The sequence below is a fragment of the Hymenobacter sp. CRA2 genome (assembly GCF_002007105.1).
In the GTDB taxonomy this organism is placed as follows: Bacteria; Bacteroidota; Bacteroidia; order Cytophagales; family Hymenobacteraceae; genus Solirubrum.
This window is the reverse complement of sequence record NZ_MVBC01000006.1, coordinates 243,165-257,989: the sequence shown is the minus strand read 5'-3', so window position 1 is coordinate 257,989 and position 14,825 is coordinate 243,165. Positions and strand designations below refer to the sequence as shown.

14 protein-coding genes are annotated in these 14,825 nt (G+C 61.9%); 3 read left to right on the top strand and 11 right to left on the bottom strand.

Annotated features, from left to right (window positions below):
• Positions 1 to 198: 198 nt before the first annotated feature.
• Positions 199 to 2,661, top strand: coding sequence for a TonB-dependent receptor domain-containing protein (locus tag B0919_RS11965; RefSeq protein WP_078012481.1), 2,463 nt, complete (start codon positions 199 to 201; stop codon positions 2,659 to 2,661).
• Positions 2,662 to 2,747: 86 nt separating this feature from the next.
• Here B0919_RS11965 and B0919_RS11960 read toward each other — a convergent pair whose 3' ends face one another.
• On the bottom strand, positions 2,748 to 3,581 hold the full coding sequence (locus B0919_RS11960; RefSeq protein ID WP_176133010.1) for an energy transducer TonB: 834 nt from the start codon (positions 3,579 to 3,581) through the stop codon (positions 2,748 to 2,750).
• 288 nt (positions 3,582 to 3,869) lie between these two features.
• Between B0919_RS11960 and B0919_RS11955 the strand changes: the two genes are divergently transcribed.
• Positions 3,870 to 4,400, top strand: a complete 531-nt coding sequence (locus tag B0919_RS11955) for a DUF421 domain-containing protein (RefSeq protein WP_078012479.1) — start codon at positions 3,870 to 3,872, stop codon at positions 4,398 to 4,400.
• A gap of 86 nt (positions 4,401 to 4,486) precedes the next feature.
• Here the strand turns inward: B0919_RS11955 and B0919_RS11950 are convergent, their stop codons facing one another.
• From B0919_RS11950 to B0919_RS25715, 6 genes are all read right to left on the bottom strand, one after another.
• Complete coding sequence (locus B0919_RS11950; RefSeq protein WP_078012478.1) at positions 4,487 to 4,891, bottom strand: VOC family protein; 405 nt, start codon at positions 4,889 to 4,891, stop codon at positions 4,487 to 4,489.
• An 88-nt stretch (positions 4,892 to 4,979) separates the two neighbouring features.
• Complete coding sequence (locus B0919_RS11945; RefSeq protein WP_078012533.1) at positions 4,980 to 5,675, bottom strand: helix-turn-helix transcriptional regulator; 696 nt, start codon at positions 5,673 to 5,675, stop codon at positions 4,980 to 4,982.
• Positions 5,676 to 5,757: 82 nt separating this feature from the next.
• Positions 5,758 to 6,306, bottom strand: a complete 549-nt coding sequence (locus tag B0919_RS11940; protein ID WP_078012477.1) for a hypothetical protein — start codon at positions 6,304 to 6,306, stop codon at positions 5,758 to 5,760.
• A gap of 124 nt (positions 6,307 to 6,430) precedes the next feature.
• Positions 6,431 to 7,072 (bottom strand): class I SAM-dependent methyltransferase, encoded by a 642-nt coding sequence (locus B0919_RS11935; RefSeq protein WP_078012476.1) that lies wholly within the window; start codon positions 7,070 to 7,072, stop codon positions 6,431 to 6,433.
• A 192-nt stretch (positions 7,073 to 7,264) separates the two neighbouring features.
• Positions 7,265 to 7,951 carry a GNAT family N-acetyltransferase gene (locus B0919_RS11930; protein WP_078012475.1) on the bottom strand — a complete coding sequence of 229 codons (687 nt, stop codon included), beginning with the start codon at positions 7,949 to 7,951 and terminating at the stop codon, positions 7,265 to 7,267.
• A gap of 251 nt (positions 7,952 to 8,202) precedes the next feature.
• Positions 8,203 to 8,466 carry a hypothetical protein gene (locus tag B0919_RS25715; protein WP_254846563.1) on the bottom strand — a complete coding sequence of 88 codons (264 nt, stop codon included), beginning with the start codon at positions 8,464 to 8,466 and terminating at the stop codon, positions 8,203 to 8,205.
• Between the two features lie 741 nt (positions 8,467 to 9,207).
• On the opposite strand from B0919_RS25715, the gene B0919_RS11920 reads away from it, so the two are divergent.
• Entirely contained in the window at positions 9,208 to 9,780 is a 573-nt protein-coding gene (locus B0919_RS11920; RefSeq protein WP_078012474.1) for a hypothetical protein, read from the top strand.
• A 155-nt stretch (positions 9,781 to 9,935) separates the two neighbouring features.
• On the opposite strand, the gene B0919_RS11915 is transcribed toward B0919_RS11920, so the two are convergent.
• The 4 genes from B0919_RS11915 to arr all read right to left on the bottom strand — a co-directional run bounded on the left by B0919_RS11915 (position 9,936) and on the right by arr (position 14,714).
• Positions 9,936 to 10,481 (bottom strand): DUF4303 domain-containing protein, encoded by a 546-nt coding sequence (locus tag B0919_RS11915; protein ID WP_078012473.1) that lies wholly within the window; start codon positions 10,479 to 10,481, stop codon positions 9,936 to 9,938.
• Between the two features lie 340 nt (positions 10,482 to 10,821).
• Positions 10,822 to 11,433 (bottom strand): hypothetical protein, encoded by a 612-nt coding sequence (locus tag B0919_RS24740; RefSeq protein WP_139362077.1) that lies wholly within the window; start codon positions 11,431 to 11,433, stop codon positions 10,822 to 10,824.
• Between the two features lie 57 nt (positions 11,434 to 11,490).
• Positions 11,491 to 13,809: a GH92 family glycosyl hydrolase gene (locus B0919_RS11905; RefSeq protein WP_078012532.1), complete on the bottom strand. Its 2,319-nt coding sequence runs from the start codon at positions 13,807 to 13,809 to the stop codon at positions 11,491 to 11,493.
• A 458-nt stretch (positions 13,810 to 14,267) separates the two neighbouring features.
• On the bottom strand, positions 14,268 to 14,714 hold the full coding sequence (gene arr, locus B0919_RS11900) for an NAD(+)--rifampin ADP-ribosyltransferase (protein WP_078012471.1): 447 nt from the start codon (positions 14,712 to 14,714) through the stop codon (positions 14,268 to 14,270).
• Between the last annotated feature and the right edge of the window lie 111 nt (positions 14,715 to 14,825).

The window sequence follows — 14,825 nt, the reverse complement described above, 5'->3', positions numbered from 1 at the left end:
GGGCGGGCAGTGTCCACGTCCGAATACTGCTTGCTGCCCGCGTTACCAGCCTACTTACGCGCCGGTGCGGGGCCCATCCTTACTGCTTTTATTGCGGCCGATGCTCGTTTTGGAGCGTCGCGGGACGGCATTGCCCTTACTGAGCGGGGCCAGCGGCGGATTCAGGTCTTCTCTCCAGCCAACCGTTCCCATACCTCGATGCGCTACTGCTACTCTCATTTAACTCTGCTCACGGCTGGCGCGCTGCTCGGCGTATTGCCCCTGCTGGCTTCCTCAGCCGCCTTCGGCCAAAGCCTGAGCACCGTGGCCGGTACCGTGCGCGCCGCCGCGGGCAGTCCTATCGATTACGCCACCGTGACGCTGCACCGGGCCAAGGACTCGACGGTGGTCAAAACCGAGTTCAGCGACGCCAAAGGCCAGTTCACGTTCGAGTCGGCGCCGGGCGGGCAATATGTCGTGTCGGCCTCGCAGGTGGGCTTCGGGCGGCAGTGGTCCCGGCCGTTTGAGGTAGCGGGCGAGAAAGTCGTACTTCCGGCGCTGACGCTGGCCGCCAGCGCGGCTACCCAACTGAAGGAAGTGCAGGTGGTGGGCCAGAAACCAGTGTTTGAGCGCCTGGCCGACCGCACCGTGGTGAACGTGGAAGGCTCGACGCTGGCCACCGGCAACACTACCCTGGACGTGCTCAGCCGCGCCCCCGGCGTGACGGTGGACGCCAATGACAATCTGGCCCTGCGCGGGCGGCAGGGCTTGCTGGTGCTCATCGACGGCAAGCGCCAGCCCATGACCGGCGCGGAGCTGGCGGACTTTCTGCGCGCCTTGCCCGCCGATCAGCTCAAAAGCATCGAGCTGATAACCAACCCGCCGGCCAAGTACGACGCGCAGGGCAGCGCGGGCATCATTGCCATCAACCTCAAGAAGGACCAGCGCCAGGGCACTAATGCCAACGGCAGCATCAGCTACGGGCAGGGGCGCTTCGGCAAGTTCAGCACCAGTGCGGCCGTCAACCACCGCCGCAAGAGCCTGAACCTGTTTGCCTCCACCACCTACACCCGGCGCACCAACTACGGCGTGCGCAACACCTTCCGGTACTTCTACGAGCCGCGCGACGGCCAGGCGGTGCTGCAGAGCACCAGCGACCAGCGCAACTACCAGGTTTTTCGGGACCATTTCCTGATCTACCGCGCCGGGGCCGATCTGGACCTGTCGAAAACAACCCGCCTGGGCGCCGTGGTGACGGGCTTTGCCGTGCCCAAGCCCCACCCCTACGGGACGGGCGACAACACCAGCACCTTCCGCGACGCGCTGGGCAACGTTACGGACTACTACACGGCGCGCAGCAGCGGTTCGGGCTACAACCCCAACATCACCGCTAACCTGAACTTCCGCCACACCTTCGGCGAGGGCAGCACGGCCCCGGAGCTGACCGCCGACGCGGACTACGCCTACTATTACGCCCACCGCCTGCAAAGCCAGACTACGTTCTACGAATCGGCGCGACCCGACTCGACGGTGGACGGCGACCAGACCAGCTACCTCACCATTCGGGCGCTGAAGGCCGACTACGTACACCCACTCGGCACGCAGACGCGGCTGGAAGCCGGCGCCAAGATCAGCCAGGTGAATTCCGATAACGACGTGCTGTTCGAGAACTTCGTGCGCGGCGTGCGCACCGTGAACCTGGGCCTGACCAACCGCTTCCGCTACGACGAGGTCATCGGGGCGGCGTACGTGAATATGAACCACACCGCGGGCAAGCTGAACGTGCAGCTGGGCCTGCGCGGGGAGAAAACCAATGCCGAGGGCCGGCAGGTGGTGGCCAGCGAGAATTTCACGCGGGACTATTTCCAGCTCTTCCCCAGCGCAGCCCTGAAGTACACCGCCAATGAGCAGCACGAGTGGAATGCCTCCCTGAGCCGCCGCATCAACCGCCCCTCCTACCGCCAGCTCAACCCCTTCCGCAGCATCATCGATCCGGCCACCTACGCCAAGGGCAACCCCGACCTGCGCCCCGAGACCAGCTACAACGTGGAAGTAAACCACACGCTGAAGCAGAAATTTACCACCGGCCTGAGCTACAGCGTGACGCAGGTGCCCATCACCGATGTGGCCTACCCCGAACCCGACGGCAAAACAGTGTCGACTTACGTCAACCTGAAGCGCCAGCAGTACGCAGCCCTCACGCTGACCACGCCGCTCACGGTGGGCAAGTGGTGGACGGCGTACAACAACGCCGTGTTCTACTACATTCACTTCGAGGGCGAGCTGGCCGGCACCGCGCTGAGCCGCGGCCGGGCGGCCTTCACGCTGAGCAGCAACAGTACTTTCACGCTGGGCAAGGGCTGGGGCGCCGAGCTGAACGGCAGCTACGAGTCGCGGCAGCGGGTGGGCTACTTCGAGTTCAAGCCCTACGGCCAAGTATCGGCGGGCGTGCAGAAAGCCCTCTGGGACCGGAAAGTCACCGTGCGCCTGGCCGCTACCGACATCTTCTTCACCACCCCGCTGCGGGCCGTATCCATCTACAACAACTACCGCCAGGACCTGTACCTACGCCGCGATGCGCGCGTGGTAACTCTGTCGCTGAGCTGGCGCCTGGGCAATGACCAACTGACCAGCAGCAACCGCCGCAGCGGCGCCGAGGAGGAAAAGCGCCGGGCGCAGTAAGCCGCCATGGAATACACGGCCGACTATCCGCCGCTCAGCTAATAAAGCACCCCGGAATACTTTTTCAATGCCCCAGCTGCCGTACCCTACTTAGGCAAGGTGGTGCGGGCCGCGCCGAAGGGCAGCTTGTCGAACTTGTCGCGCAGATGCTCGTCGGTGACGGCTTTGTCGTCGGTGAAGCGCGGCGGGCCGGCCTGCTCAAAGTGCCAGGTGCCCACGTACTGCAGCTGCCCGGCCTCCACCGTGAAGGTGTAGCGCGTGGCGGCCACCGCTCCTGCCCGCCGCGACTTACGGATGTTGTCCACCGCGCCGTTGTACTGGTACGCCTGCAGGGCGTAGCGGCCGGGCGGCAGGGCCACGCAGAACTCGTTGTCCTTGCGCGACTTCATTACGGGCTTCACCAGGATGTTCATGACCCGGCCCGTGCCCAGGTGGTAGAGCCGCACGTACTGCCCGATGCCGCCGCTGCTGAAGCCCAGGCGCTGAATAAACACGCCGTACACCACGCCCTTGTCGGCGGGCAGCGCGTCCTTGCCGGCCGCCCAGCCGGGCATGATCGGCGCAATGACCTTGTTGACGGCCGGCGTCACGTCGAGCGAATCGGCCACCAGGGCCGTGGAGACGGGCGCATCCTTGATGCTGAAGGTGATGGGCACGGTGTAGAGCACGGGCACCTTGCGGCCGGCCTGCCAGGCAGGCGTCCAACCATTGAAGAGCCCCGCCAGGCGCGTGGCCTCGGCATCGAGGTCGGCGCGCACGCCCTGGCTCACGCGCACGTTGGTGGCGTTGCCCAGCGTATCGACGGTGAACTGCACCACCACGCGGCCGCTCACCTCGTCTTTCAGGGCCGAGGCGGGGTAACGAATGTTGTCGCGCACCACCTGCATCAACCCCGGCATGCCGCCCGGAAACGTAGGCATAACCTCCTCGTAGGCCTTTTTCGCCGGTGCCTGCTGGGCCAGCGCGGCCGTCGTCAGAGCGCTCCACGCGCACATTCCCATAAAAGTCCGCAGCCTGCTCATTGCCTGATATCTGAATCCGAAAATACCCGCAAGATACCGCGCCGGAGCCGAAAAGCAGTGATTGGGTTCGCGACGCCGCTAGCTCCTCCCAGCTTGTCCGGGGCTTCGCACCTGATTCTGCTACCCCGAGGCCAGCTTTTCGGGCGCTGGCACGTATGTCAGGCAGCAACTCCACTCTTCCGCGGCATGTTCGAGCAAGTAGACTGGGCGGCCATCTTTGTGCCGCATACGCCCCTGTTGGAAATCGTGGTGCGGGGCACGCTCATTTACCTGGGCCTGTACCTGCTGCTGCGCGTGGTGCTCAAGCGCGAATCGAGCACCTTGGGCATCAGCGACATGCTGCTGGTGGTGCTCATTGCCGATGCGGCCCAGAACGGCATGGCCCACGAGTACCGTTCCGTCACGGAGGGCCTGCTGCTGGTGGGCGTCATCATGTTCTGGAACTACGCCCTGAACTGGCTGGGCTTCCACTTTCCCGTGCTGCAGCGCTTCATCAAGCCCGACAAGCTGCTGCTGGTGAAAGACGGCTGCATGATCAAGGCCCACATGAAGCAGGAACTTATCACCTACGGCGAGCTGATGAGCGAAGTGCGCCTGCACGGCCTCACCGACCTATCCAGCATCAAGGAGGCCTACATGGAGCCCTCGGGCCGCATCAGCATCATCTGCGAGCAGGAAGCCTACGACGACAATAGCAACGAGCAGCAGGTAATCTGAGGCTCCTGCCTCGTGGCTAGGCAGCACAGCTACATCACCCTAAAGCCCCGGCCGCACGGAGCAGCCGGGGTTTCGGCACAGCGGACTTACTTATTGAACTTCTGCCGGGCTTCCGCCGTGACTGGCGTAAAGAAATTGACCAGGTTGCCGTCCGGGTCGCGCAGCAGCAGGGAACGGTTGCCCCAGGGCATGGTGGTCGGCGCCTGCACGACGGCGCTGCCCAGTACGGCGGCCAGCCGCCGGTAATCGGCGTCGACATCCTCGACGCGAAATTCCAGGATAACCGAGCGGTTGTGGGCGGCGGTGGCTACCTCGGCGCCCCCGAATAGCGGCAGGGTGCGCGTGCTGCCGATGGCCAGCGTGGCAGTGGGCAGCTGCAGCTCGGCAAAATCCTCGGTGTACTGCGTCAGGGCGTGGCCGGTAACCTGCTCGTAGAACTGCACCAAGCGCTTCATATCGGCGGTGATGATGCGGGCGGAGGCAAACTTCATGGAGATAAGTGAAAAGGTGAACAATGCCGCAAAGCACCGCCCGCCCACTGACAGCCCTATGGCAGTCCAAAAAGCCAGCCCGAAAAAATTATACCGTGTGGGGCAGGTTCAGGCCGGCAATGTACTCCGTGAGCAACAGGTGCTCGGCCCGGCTGAAGGGCTGGCCGGTAGCCGTGAGCCGACGGATGCGCGCTACCTTAAAGTCGCGGTAAGCCTGCCGCAGCTGGCACCAGCCGACCACGTGCCAGGCCAGATTGTAAAACGCCAGCCCGATGGGCTCCACGTAGCGCTGGCTGCTCCGGCCGCTTTTGTCGCAGTATTCCATGTCGACCACCTGCCGGTCGGCCAGCGCCGACTGCAGGGTGGCCAGGTAATCGGCGGGGCCGCGCAAATATTCCGGCACGTGCATTTTGATGCGGCTGGTAGACTGTTCGAGCCGCGCCCGTTCCCGCTCGCGCAGCACCGCTTTTACCTTGCTCAGGGCCGTGGCGCAATGCGCCTGGATGGACGCATCGGCCAGGGTGGCGGCCATGGTTTCGAGCAGCACCAAGGCGTTGGCCTCCTCCGCGGTAAACGACACGGGCGGCAGGAAATAGCCCTGCACCAGAAAGTAGCCCTTGTGCGGCTCGAAGCTCACGGGAATGCCCTGCTCGCCCAGGGCCTTGATGTCGCGGTACACCGTGCGCACGCTGATGCCAAACTGCTCGGCCAGCTGCTCAGCCGCCACGTATTTCTTGGCTTGCAGCAGAGTGGTAATGCCGAACAGGCGGTCGATGCGGTTCATAACGGGGTGGGCCAGCACTCGGGGTTCGAAATGGCTGGCTGTGGGCAAAAGGGCTGATGCGCGTAGCTGAGGCGGGAGTGTCTTAGCCTGCTGCCGTCTCAGCGGCCAGCGTGGGCACCTCGGGCCGCACCCGCGAAACGGCCGCAAGATCGGTCCGGGAACCGACTATCTGCCACTGCCTGCGCAACCGATTAAACAAAACTGCCCCCGGCAGCAGCACCACGGCCGAAGAAGCCCCGGCTACTTCCCAGAACGAGAAGCCGGGCACGCGCACCAGCACTTCGGCTAGCAGCGCCACGTACAGCTCCAGCACCGAGAGGTACATAAAGCCGTAGTGCAGCGGCTGCCAGTTGCGCACCCGCTGCCGGCCCCACACCGGTACCATACCAGCGAGCAGCGTGGCCGCGCTGAGCAGCGCCGCCACGTGAAAAATGCCGAAGCCGTGGAATTGGCGGTAAATGGCAAACGAGGTACTGAGCATCAGCGCGAGGGTGCCGACGTAGCCGTAGCCCAGGCGCCGGTGGAGCCGGCCTGGCTTGGGCAGCACCAGCACCGCCGTCCCCAGCACTAAGGAAAGCACGGCGGCCAGCAGGTGAATCAGCCCCCAGGTGCTGTAAACGAGGTTGTGCATGCCAGATGCTGATCCGGGCCCAATGACGGCTTGGCCCGAACGAGCGTAGTGTAACTACCCCAACAGTACGCAGCCGCCGGGGTATCGTTCGGCGGGGCGTACGGCCTCACGCGGCAGCCAATAGTTATGCCCGCAGCCTGGCGTCCTGCGTTTTTTGGCACTTGACCAAAAAGAACGGATAGTTCTCGTCGACTTCTGCAATGTCAATTAGCCCCGCTTCGCCAAACTCTGCGCGAATTGATTCTCTGTCGTAAAAGAACATGTTCACGCCGCCAAACAGATCATACCGATCCTTGCTGAGAAATTTGCCTTGCCCGTAAGTGGCGGCTTCTTTCGAAATGACCGTGAAAACCATATGGCCATTCTCCGCGAGCTGATGGTAGCAGTCCTGAATCAGCTTCGCCCGTTCAGCGCTGTCCAGTAAGTGTATCAGAGCGTAGCAGAATATTCCGTCGTATCGACGGGTGTCAAAGGGCATATCCGTCACCGAGCCGTGGTAGATGGTCATGCCAGCGCCGTAATGCTTTCGGGCCAGGTCGATGGCGGTTTGGGATATTTCGATTCCGGTCACTGTCATGCCGGCATCTTGGAAAATCTGCGCGTTGCGTCCGTAGCCAATTCCGGGAATCAGGACTTGCTGTACTGCCTGCTGCACAAAGAAGTCCTTGGTCAGAACGGCGGACTTGGCGGGCACAAAGCCCCACATTTCCTGCTTTACGCTGAAGGCTGATTCCCAGAACTCGGGCTTTTCGGTTTCGCTGGCCATGGTTGCTTATTTGGTATAGTGCCGACCCACAAAATACTACCGCGGGCGCGCCAACGGCGCAAATCATCTGCCTCATGGTCGTTAGCGGCGGGCATGCTTCAGACACCGAGCCGGCAAGTCCGCGCCGCCAATGCGCGCCAGCGGGCTGATTGGTAATGCAGCGCGGCACTCAGGCCGGCTGATGCGCTGCGGCTACGGCACCTGCTTTTCGAGCACGTACACGTGCATGCGCTTGCGGAGCTGAAAACCGAGCTTCAGGTACAAGGGGTAAGCCGGCAGATTGTCTTCGTAGACGTGCAGAAAGGGCGTGCGGCCCGCCGCCAGGATACGGCCTATTTGGTGCCGCACCAGCTGGTTGGCGTACCCGTGCCCCAGGTGCGCCGGGTGCGTGCACACCGCGCTGATTTCGGTGTAGGGCGAGGGCTGCAGCCGCTGCCCGGTCATAGCCACCAGCTGGCCATCCTGGAAGACGCCGTAGTAGCCGCCGAAGACGATGGTGCGGTCCAAAAACGGCCCCGGGCTGGTCAGGGCCGTGAGGGCCAGCATGGCGGGGATGTGCTGCTCCTCCAAGGCCACGAGGTTGTGGCTATCCACCGCGGGGGCCTCCGGGTGCGGATACACCAGCTGCAGCAACTCCCGGTGCAGGCGCTGCTGCCAGCCCATCGGCAGGGAAATGGGCTCGGCGGTGAACAGGATGGTGGGCGCGCCAACCGGGGCCAGCTCATGCAGGCGGGCAAAGGCCTGGGGCGAATAGCCGGCCAGGCCCGCGAAGGCGCCTACGTCGCGGGGAAATACGCGGGCCAGCTCGTCGCCGATGGCCAGGGGCTGGTTGCCGGTTAGCAGCGCGTTCCAGATCGGGTTGTCCAGGGGGTGTTCCATGAGGGCAGGCGAAAATGCGTGGTTATTCGCTGGCAGGGTAACCGCTCCGCCCGGCGCGGGTTCAGCGGAAGCTGCTTAAAACGACGTGCCAACGCATTCAGCAGAGGCGTAAATGACTTTGGGTGAAGCGGCAACGCGCTCCGCTGCCTGAGGTTGCTCCGGCGGCGCATATGCGGGCAATCTGCCGGACCTACACCTATTCCAGCCAGAGGCCTATGGAAAGGCCGGGCGGCACGCGTCTCCGACGTGTGCTAGCCGGGAGTACGGGGCTGTTTGCTCAGCTGCGCCCGAATGCGACTGAGCGAAGGGGCCTGAATGCCCAGGTACGATGCAATGTACCCCAGTGGCACCCGCTGCGTGATGCCGGGAAACTGCTGCAGCAAGGCCAGGTAGCGCTGCTCAGCACTCTGAAACAGCAGCGCCTCGCCCCTGGCCTGCTGGAACACCAGGTACTGCTCGGCCAGCAGGCGGCCAAACCGTTCCCAGCCGTGGGCCCGGGCGTAGAGCTGCTGCAACTGCTCGATGCCGATAACCAGCAGCTCGGCGTCTTCAGGGCCGCAATGTAGTAGGGGCAGGCTTCCTGCGTGAGCAAGCTTTTGAGCGAGGTGATAAAGGCGCCCTCGGGCACAAAGAAGACGGTATGCTCCGTCTGCGTGGCCGGGTCCACATAGTATACCCGAAACAAGCCCTTGACGATAAACCCCACGGAGCGGCACACCGCGTTGCGGTAGTTGAAAAACTCGTTTTTGGCAATGGTGCGGGCCGTCCAGCCCGGCGCCGCCAGGCGCAGGTCGTCGTCGGATAAGTGTGCGAAGTCGCGCAGCCGCTGGGCCAGCAACGCCTGCGCCGAAGCGTCGGGAGTAAGCATAATCAACCGGGCGAAAGGTGCCCGCGAAACTACTGCATTCCGGTGGCCGGGGTCGTCGCGCTTCCCGCAGGAAGCTAATTTTCTGGCCTCCTGCGGGAAGCGGCGGGCACTTTTTAACCTAGGTGAAAAAGTGCGTCCTCCGGCGCCGGGACCTTTGGCCCCATCATCAAGCCCCGCTAAACGCCTTGGTCACTACCTGGCAACAAGCGCCGGCTGCCCGGCCCGCAGCGGCTGCGTGGTAGTTGCGAAGCCTTAGCCACGGCGCCCAAACTCCTGCCCCACGCACCCGCTGCTCCCCCTCCACCCCTAGCCTCACAGCGGCCTTAAGGGGGTTAAGGCCGGCCGGCAGACCACGTCCAAACCTGCTTTTCTCTTCAATTCCAAGACCATGTCTGTTTCCTCGACTCCTCCCCTGCCGGCTCCCGTCCACACTGCCCAGGCACTGCGCTCCTTGTACTTCGTGCGGGCCGGTTTCTCGCTGATTTGGGTCAGCCTGCTGGTCTTGTTTGCCCAATCCTCGCCTACGCTCACGGCCGCCTTGCTGCTGCTGTATCCGGCCTGGGACGTACTGGCCACCTTCGGCGACATTCGAGCCAACCGCGGCAGCGGTTCACTATGGCCGCAATACGTGAACATTGTGGTAGGTGGCGTGACCACGCTGGCCGTGGGACTGGCCCTGCGCCACGGTGTGCCGGCGGCACTCATCGTGTACGGCGTGTGGGCCGGGCTCACGGGACTGATTCAACTGTTGCTCGGCTTGCGTCGGCGCCGCCAGTTGGGCGGGCAATGGCCCATGATACTCAGCGGCGGGCAGTCGGTGCTGGCCGGCGTCTCGTTTGTGGTTATGGCCCACGCCCCTACCATGGGCGTAGCCAATTTGGCCGGCTATTCCGCGTTCGGAGCGTTCTATTTCCTGCTCTCGGCACTGCGCCTGCGCAAAGCCACGCAGCCCCAAGGGTAAAGCTGGCTGTGTTCAAATGCTACGCTTTCAAGTCCGCACCACCATCGTAGGCGCGAAGTCGCAGGTAAGGACCTCTCTGTTGAGGCGGGCCCCTTCACGCAGCCATATTTGCCGCACTGTTTTTCGCGCAGCTACGAAAGAAGTCCTTCATCCGGCTATTCCACCGCCCAGGTGCGCAGCCAGGCCAAGTACTCGTCGCGGTAGGCGTTGTCGTTGAGCTGGCTGATCATGCGCGCCGTGGCGGCCGGGTCCGGGTCGTCCTCCGACACGCTAAACATCAGGAACACCTCGCGGCCGGCCGCTTGCTGGAAAAACCGCGCCCGGTGCAAGTCGTCCAGGACCTGCACGCAGGTGGCGTAGAGCTGCTCCCGAAACGCCTCGAACGCCGCGTCGTCGTCCTCGGGCAGCTCATCCAGGGCGGCGCGCAGCTGGTAGCAGATGGCGTTGAACTGCTCGTCGGCGCCCATCATCTCGTATTTCCACTCGGCCGGCTCGAACTTGTAGTAGGCGGCTTCGTCGGCGGGCTGCTGGGCCAGGTGGACCAGGGTGTTGGTGGCCGGGCACACGGTCATGGCGCCTTCGTCGCTGTAGAGGGCAAAGGCGTAAATACCCTCGGCGCGGTGCTGGCTTAGCATTTCCAGGAAGGCGGCCTGGGTGGCTTGGGTAATCTGCGCGGCCAGGGCGGTGAAGTCGAGGGGCATGGGCAGTGGCAGTCTTTGGTAGTGGCTACCAACGCGGCGGCGCACCCGGGGTTTCTCGGGCGCCCCGGCACAGGTGTTCCGGCCCACCCCAACTTTCTACGGTGCCTCGGAACACCCGTGCCGGAGCACCCGAAGTTTCTAGGGTGCCCCGGCACAGATGTGGTGGCGTTTGCCAGGTTTTGCGGGTATTCCGTCATCTGCGGCGCGTTTCGTGCCGCGTAACTTGTGCCTCTTCCGATGTCCGCTTTTTACTCGCTCGTATAGCGCGGTACCGGCTTGCCGCCGGGGCGGCAGTGGAGGCGCCGCGTCTACGTCAGGGCTGGTCACGAGTTACGCTGCGCTAAACGCGCACCAGATGGGGTGGTATTATGCTATGCAGTGTAAATTCTTCATGGATTTCGTTATTGGTATTGGTTAGATATACCCATAGTTTACTTGCAAAAGTAATGGGCACACCCTGAATATGTTGCATAGCATTGACTATACTATTCTTACATTCCTCTGCATTGATTACATTAAAAACCACAAATGCCCCTAATTGAAAATTTAAACTTTTAATATAATGAAGTAATTTAAGTATATCTATCTGAATCTTTCTTTGACTCAAACCATGATTCCGCTTCATCTCAATTATCAAAAATTGCCCAGACTCTTCGCGAGTATTTTGCGCTCTATGCATAACTATATCTGGACAAAAACTTCTACGTGGAAGCTCATGGCTTTCAACAAGCCCATAATTCTCTATCTGATCGATAAGTGCTTTATTAATCTCACCATCAATTCTAAAAGCAGAATATATATCACCCTTACTGGTCAGGCAACGCAACTGATGATATAACTCATAAGCATAAACTCGCTCTGCTTCTTCGAATATGCTATTCATCCCTGCAAATGTGTGGTAGTGGCCCTCTACATTTCTAATAGCTGAAGAGAGTAACGTTTGGGCGGACATCGTTTGAGATAGGCTTGGCAGATGCATACTTTTGATTCTTTTTCAAACTGACTCAATTCACGGCCGCGCGGCCATCGAAAACACCAACTCCCCGCCGTTCACAATATCCTGGTGCGCCAGGAAGGGCCGGGCGAGTTTCTGGCCATTGAGGCGGGCTTCCTTCACGTAGACGTTTTTGTCGCTCTGGTTTTTCACCGTGATGCGGAAGGTTTTGCCGTTCTCCAGGTTGAGCGTGGCGCCGTGCACGGCGGGGCTGCCCAGGGCGTATTCCGGGGAGCCGGGCGCGACGGGGTAGAAGCCCAGGGCAGAGAAGATGTACCAGGCCGACATCTGCCCGCAGTCGTCGTTGCCGCCGAGGCCGTCGGGGGTGGGGCGGTACATCTTGGGCAGGATCATGCGCACGCGGGCCTGCGTCTTCCACGGTTGGTCGGTCCAGTTGTATAGGTAGGCCACGTGGTGGGCGGGCTCGTTGCCGTGCACGTAGTTGCCGATGATGCCTTCGCGGGTGATGTCCTCGGTTTCGGCGAAGAACTTATCGGGCAGGTGCATGGTGAACAGCGAGTCGAGGTGCTCGGTGAAGCGGCGGTTGCCGCCCATCTTGGCAATGAGCGCGGCCGGGTCCTGGGGCACGTAGAGGCTGTAGTTCCAGGCGTTGCCCTCGATGAAGCCCTGGTTGTGGGTGCTCAGCACGTCGAAATTCGGGCGGAAGGAGCCGTCGGCCAGGCGCGGGCGCATGAAGCCGATGCGCTGGTCGTACACGTTCTGCCAGTTCTGGGCGCGCTTGCTGAATTCCTGGTAGATGTCCGGCCGATTGAGCTTCTGGGCCATCTGGGCGATGCACCAGTCGTCGTAGGTGTATTCGAGGGTTTTGGAGACGGAGGAGCCGCTTTTGTCCTCGGGCACGTAGCCCAGCTGCATGTAGTAGCCGATGCCGTCGTAGCGCTGGGTGCGGGCGGTGGTCACGCAGGCGTCGAGGGCTTTGTTGGCGTCGAAGGGGGCGTTGCCTTTCAGCACGGCGTCGGCCACCACGGGCACCGAGTGGTAGCCGATCATGCACCAGTTTTCGTTGGCGTAGTGGCTCCAGATGGGCAGCATGTGCTCGGCGCTCTGGTCGAAATGGGCCAGCATACTCTGCACCATGTCGGCATTACGCCGGGGCTGCAGCACGTTGAAGAGCGGGTGCAGGGCGCGGTAGGTGTCCCAGAGCGAGAAGGTGGTGTAGTTGGTGAAGCCGTCCGCCCGGTGGTTGTTTTGGTCGAGGCCGCGGTACTGGCCGTCGGCGTCCATGTAGGTGGTCGGGCTCAGGAAGGCGTGGTACATGGCGGTGTAGAAGTTCTCCTTGTCCACGCGCTTCGGCGACTCCACGACCACCTTACTCAGCTCCTGCTGCCAGAGCTGCTGGGCCTGGGCCTTCACGCGGTCGAAGTCCCAGCCGGGGGCTTCGGTGCGCAGGTTTTGCAGGGCGCCGGCGGTGCTCACGGGCGAGAGGGCAAATTTGACCTTCACCTTCTCCCCTGCCGTAGCCGTCTTGAAGTTGAAGTACATCCGCAGCTGTTCGCCGGCCAGGTCGGGGAAGTTCTTGGTCTGGTCGAACTTGCCCCAGAAGCCGCGGTAGGCCTGTTTTTTGGCGTAGTTGCGGCTGCCGTAGTCGGTGAAGGGCCGCGAGAATGACATGGCGAAGTACACCGTGCGGGTGCGGGCCCAGCCGTTGGTCTGCCGGTAGCCGGTGACGAGCGTGTCGTTTTCCACCCGCACGAAGGTCCACACGTTTTTATCCGGGTAGTTGTAGATGCCGTGCATCAAGTCCAGGATGAGGTGGGTCTGGTCGGTGGCCTGCGGGAAGGTGTACTGGTGCATGCCCACCCGGTTGGTGGCCGTCATTTCGGCCAGGATGCCGTGGTCCTCCAGCTTCACGCGGTAGTAGCCGGGCTCGGCCACCTCGGTATCGTGGCTGAAGCGGGAGCGGTAGCCGCGCTCGGGCTGCTGGGCGGTGCCGGGGTTGAGCTGCAGCGGGCCGGCGGTAGGCATCAGCAGGAAGTCGCCGAGGTCGGAGTGACCGGTGCCGCTGAAGTGGGTGTGGCTGAAGCCGACGATGGTCGGGTCCTGGTACTGGTAGCCGGCGCAGTACTTGTACACGTCGGGGTTGTACTTGCCGTCCTGCTCGTAGCTGAGCGTGTCGGTATCGGGCGAGAGCTGCACCATGCCGAAGGGCACGGTGGCGCCCGGAAACGTGTGCCCCATCTTGGCCGTGCCTACGATGGGCTTGGCGTACTGGGTGAGGTTTTCGGCGGGTTTGGTCGCTTTAGGCGGCTGCTTCTGGGCGAAGGTCGGGATGGTGGCGAGAAGTAGGGCGGCGAGGTGGAGCGGGCGGAGCATCAGCTTCAATCGTGGGGTGGCGTTGACGCTGACAAGGTAGGAAGGTGGTATTGCTTACCTCAAGAATAATCTTCCTCTAATACCCATTCGGTCTTCTCCCCTTCTTTGACTATTGCCCGCTTATACAACTGCATAGCAAACGTGTACTGCTGAAAGACTACCACTGTGTCTTCTTCGAATTCAATAGCGTAAGTATCATCCCTTGATACCAACATGTACTCTGTTTCAGCATCCAGAATAACTTCAACGCAGGTTGGCTCAAACCATAGGTTTCCCCGTCTTATTTCTGAACTGCACTGCAGTTAGCTTCGACTCCGAAAACGGTATTTTATCGTTCTCCTCCTCTTCAAAGAATACGCGGTTAAAAATTCCCATCGGTTGTATCTAATTGAGGTAAGAAGCTGCTTCAAGACTCCCCAGCGGCCCGGGCAGCGGCGGGGCATTGCCTCTTTTCCTACTCAATCCTCAATGGCCTCAATACCCTGTTGCTTCAGGCGCTCTAGGTGCTCCTGCATGGCGTTGAGTTGCTCAGGGGAATGTCCTTGCCAATCGGCCACTTCACCGGTAACCCGTAGCGGGTGCTGGGTACGGTAGGATTTAGTCGGATTGCCGGGAAACTTCTTGTCCGTTAGGTTGGGGTCGTCCTCTATCGGACCGGTTGGCTCAACGAGGTATATACGGCCGCGCCCCTCGCCCACGGCCAGTTCGGCGCCCCAGGTAGCGGCGTCCAGGGTGGCGGTTAGGTAAACGTAGGATGCCTTCTTGCGCTGGCCGTAGTTAGAGTTGAAGCCGGGCTCGATCAGGTCGCCCGGCTGCAGTTGGGCCTTGGTGCCGTGATAGAACGGCTGCGCGTTCAGGTCGCGGTGGGGCTCGGTTGCCCTTGGCTCGTTGCTGTTCGTTTCCATTGCCGCTGTATTTGTTGGTGGGTACTCCTGCCGGTGCTTTTGGGTAAGCCGTTAAATAGTTGTTACCGCATCGGCCCCAGCCAAAATAGCAACGCAAGTATCGATTCTACT

What these genes read in the sequence shown, in the direction of transcription:
- B0919_RS11965 (WP_078012481.1), top strand. Translation starts at nt 199, where the DNA reads ATGCGCTACTGCTACTCTCATTTAACTCTGCTCACGGCTGGCGCGCTG.
- B0919_RS11960 (WP_176133010.1), bottom strand. Translation starts at nt 3,581, where the DNA reads ATGCCTACGTTTCCGGGCGGCATGCCGGGGTTGATGCAGGTGGTGCGC.
- B0919_RS11955 (WP_078012479.1), top strand. Translation starts at nt 3,870, where the DNA reads ATGTTCGAGCAAGTAGACTGGGCGGCCATCTTTGTGCCGCATACGCCC.
- B0919_RS11950 (WP_078012478.1), bottom strand. Translation starts at nt 4,891, where the DNA reads ATGAAGTTTGCCTCCGCCCGCATCATCACCGCCGATATGAAGCGCTTG.
- B0919_RS11945 (WP_078012533.1), bottom strand. Translation starts at nt 5,675, where the DNA reads ATGAACCGCATCGACCGCCTGTTCGGCATTACCACTCTGCTGCAAGCC.
- B0919_RS11940 (WP_078012477.1), bottom strand. Translation starts at nt 6,306, where the DNA reads ATGCACAACCTCGTTTACAGCACCTGGGGGCTGATTCACCTGCTGGCC.
- B0919_RS11935 (WP_078012476.1), bottom strand. Translation starts at nt 7,072, where the DNA reads ATGGCCAGCGAAACCGAAAAGCCCGAGTTCTGGGAATCAGCCTTCAGC.
- B0919_RS11930 (WP_078012475.1), bottom strand. Translation starts at nt 7,951, where the DNA reads ATGGAACACCCCCTGGACAACCCGATCTGGAACGCGCTGCTAACCGGC.
- B0919_RS11920 (WP_078012474.1), top strand. Translation starts at nt 9,208, where the DNA reads ATGTCTGTTTCCTCGACTCCTCCCCTGCCGGCTCCCGTCCACACTGCC.
- B0919_RS11915 (WP_078012473.1), bottom strand. Translation starts at nt 10,481, where the DNA reads ATGCCCCTCGACTTCACCGCCCTGGCCGCGCAGATTACCCAAGCCACC.
- B0919_RS24740 (WP_139362077.1), bottom strand. Translation starts at nt 11,433, where the DNA reads ATGTCCGCCCAAACGTTACTCTCTTCAGCTATTAGAAATGTAGAGGGC.
- B0919_RS11905 (WP_078012532.1), bottom strand. Translation starts at nt 13,809, where the DNA reads ATGCTCCGCCCGCTCCACCTCGCCGCCCTACTTCTCGCCACCATCCCG.
- arr (WP_078012471.1), bottom strand. Translation starts at nt 14,714, where the DNA reads ATGGAAACGAACAGCAACGAGCCAAGGGCAACCGAGCCCCACCGCGAC.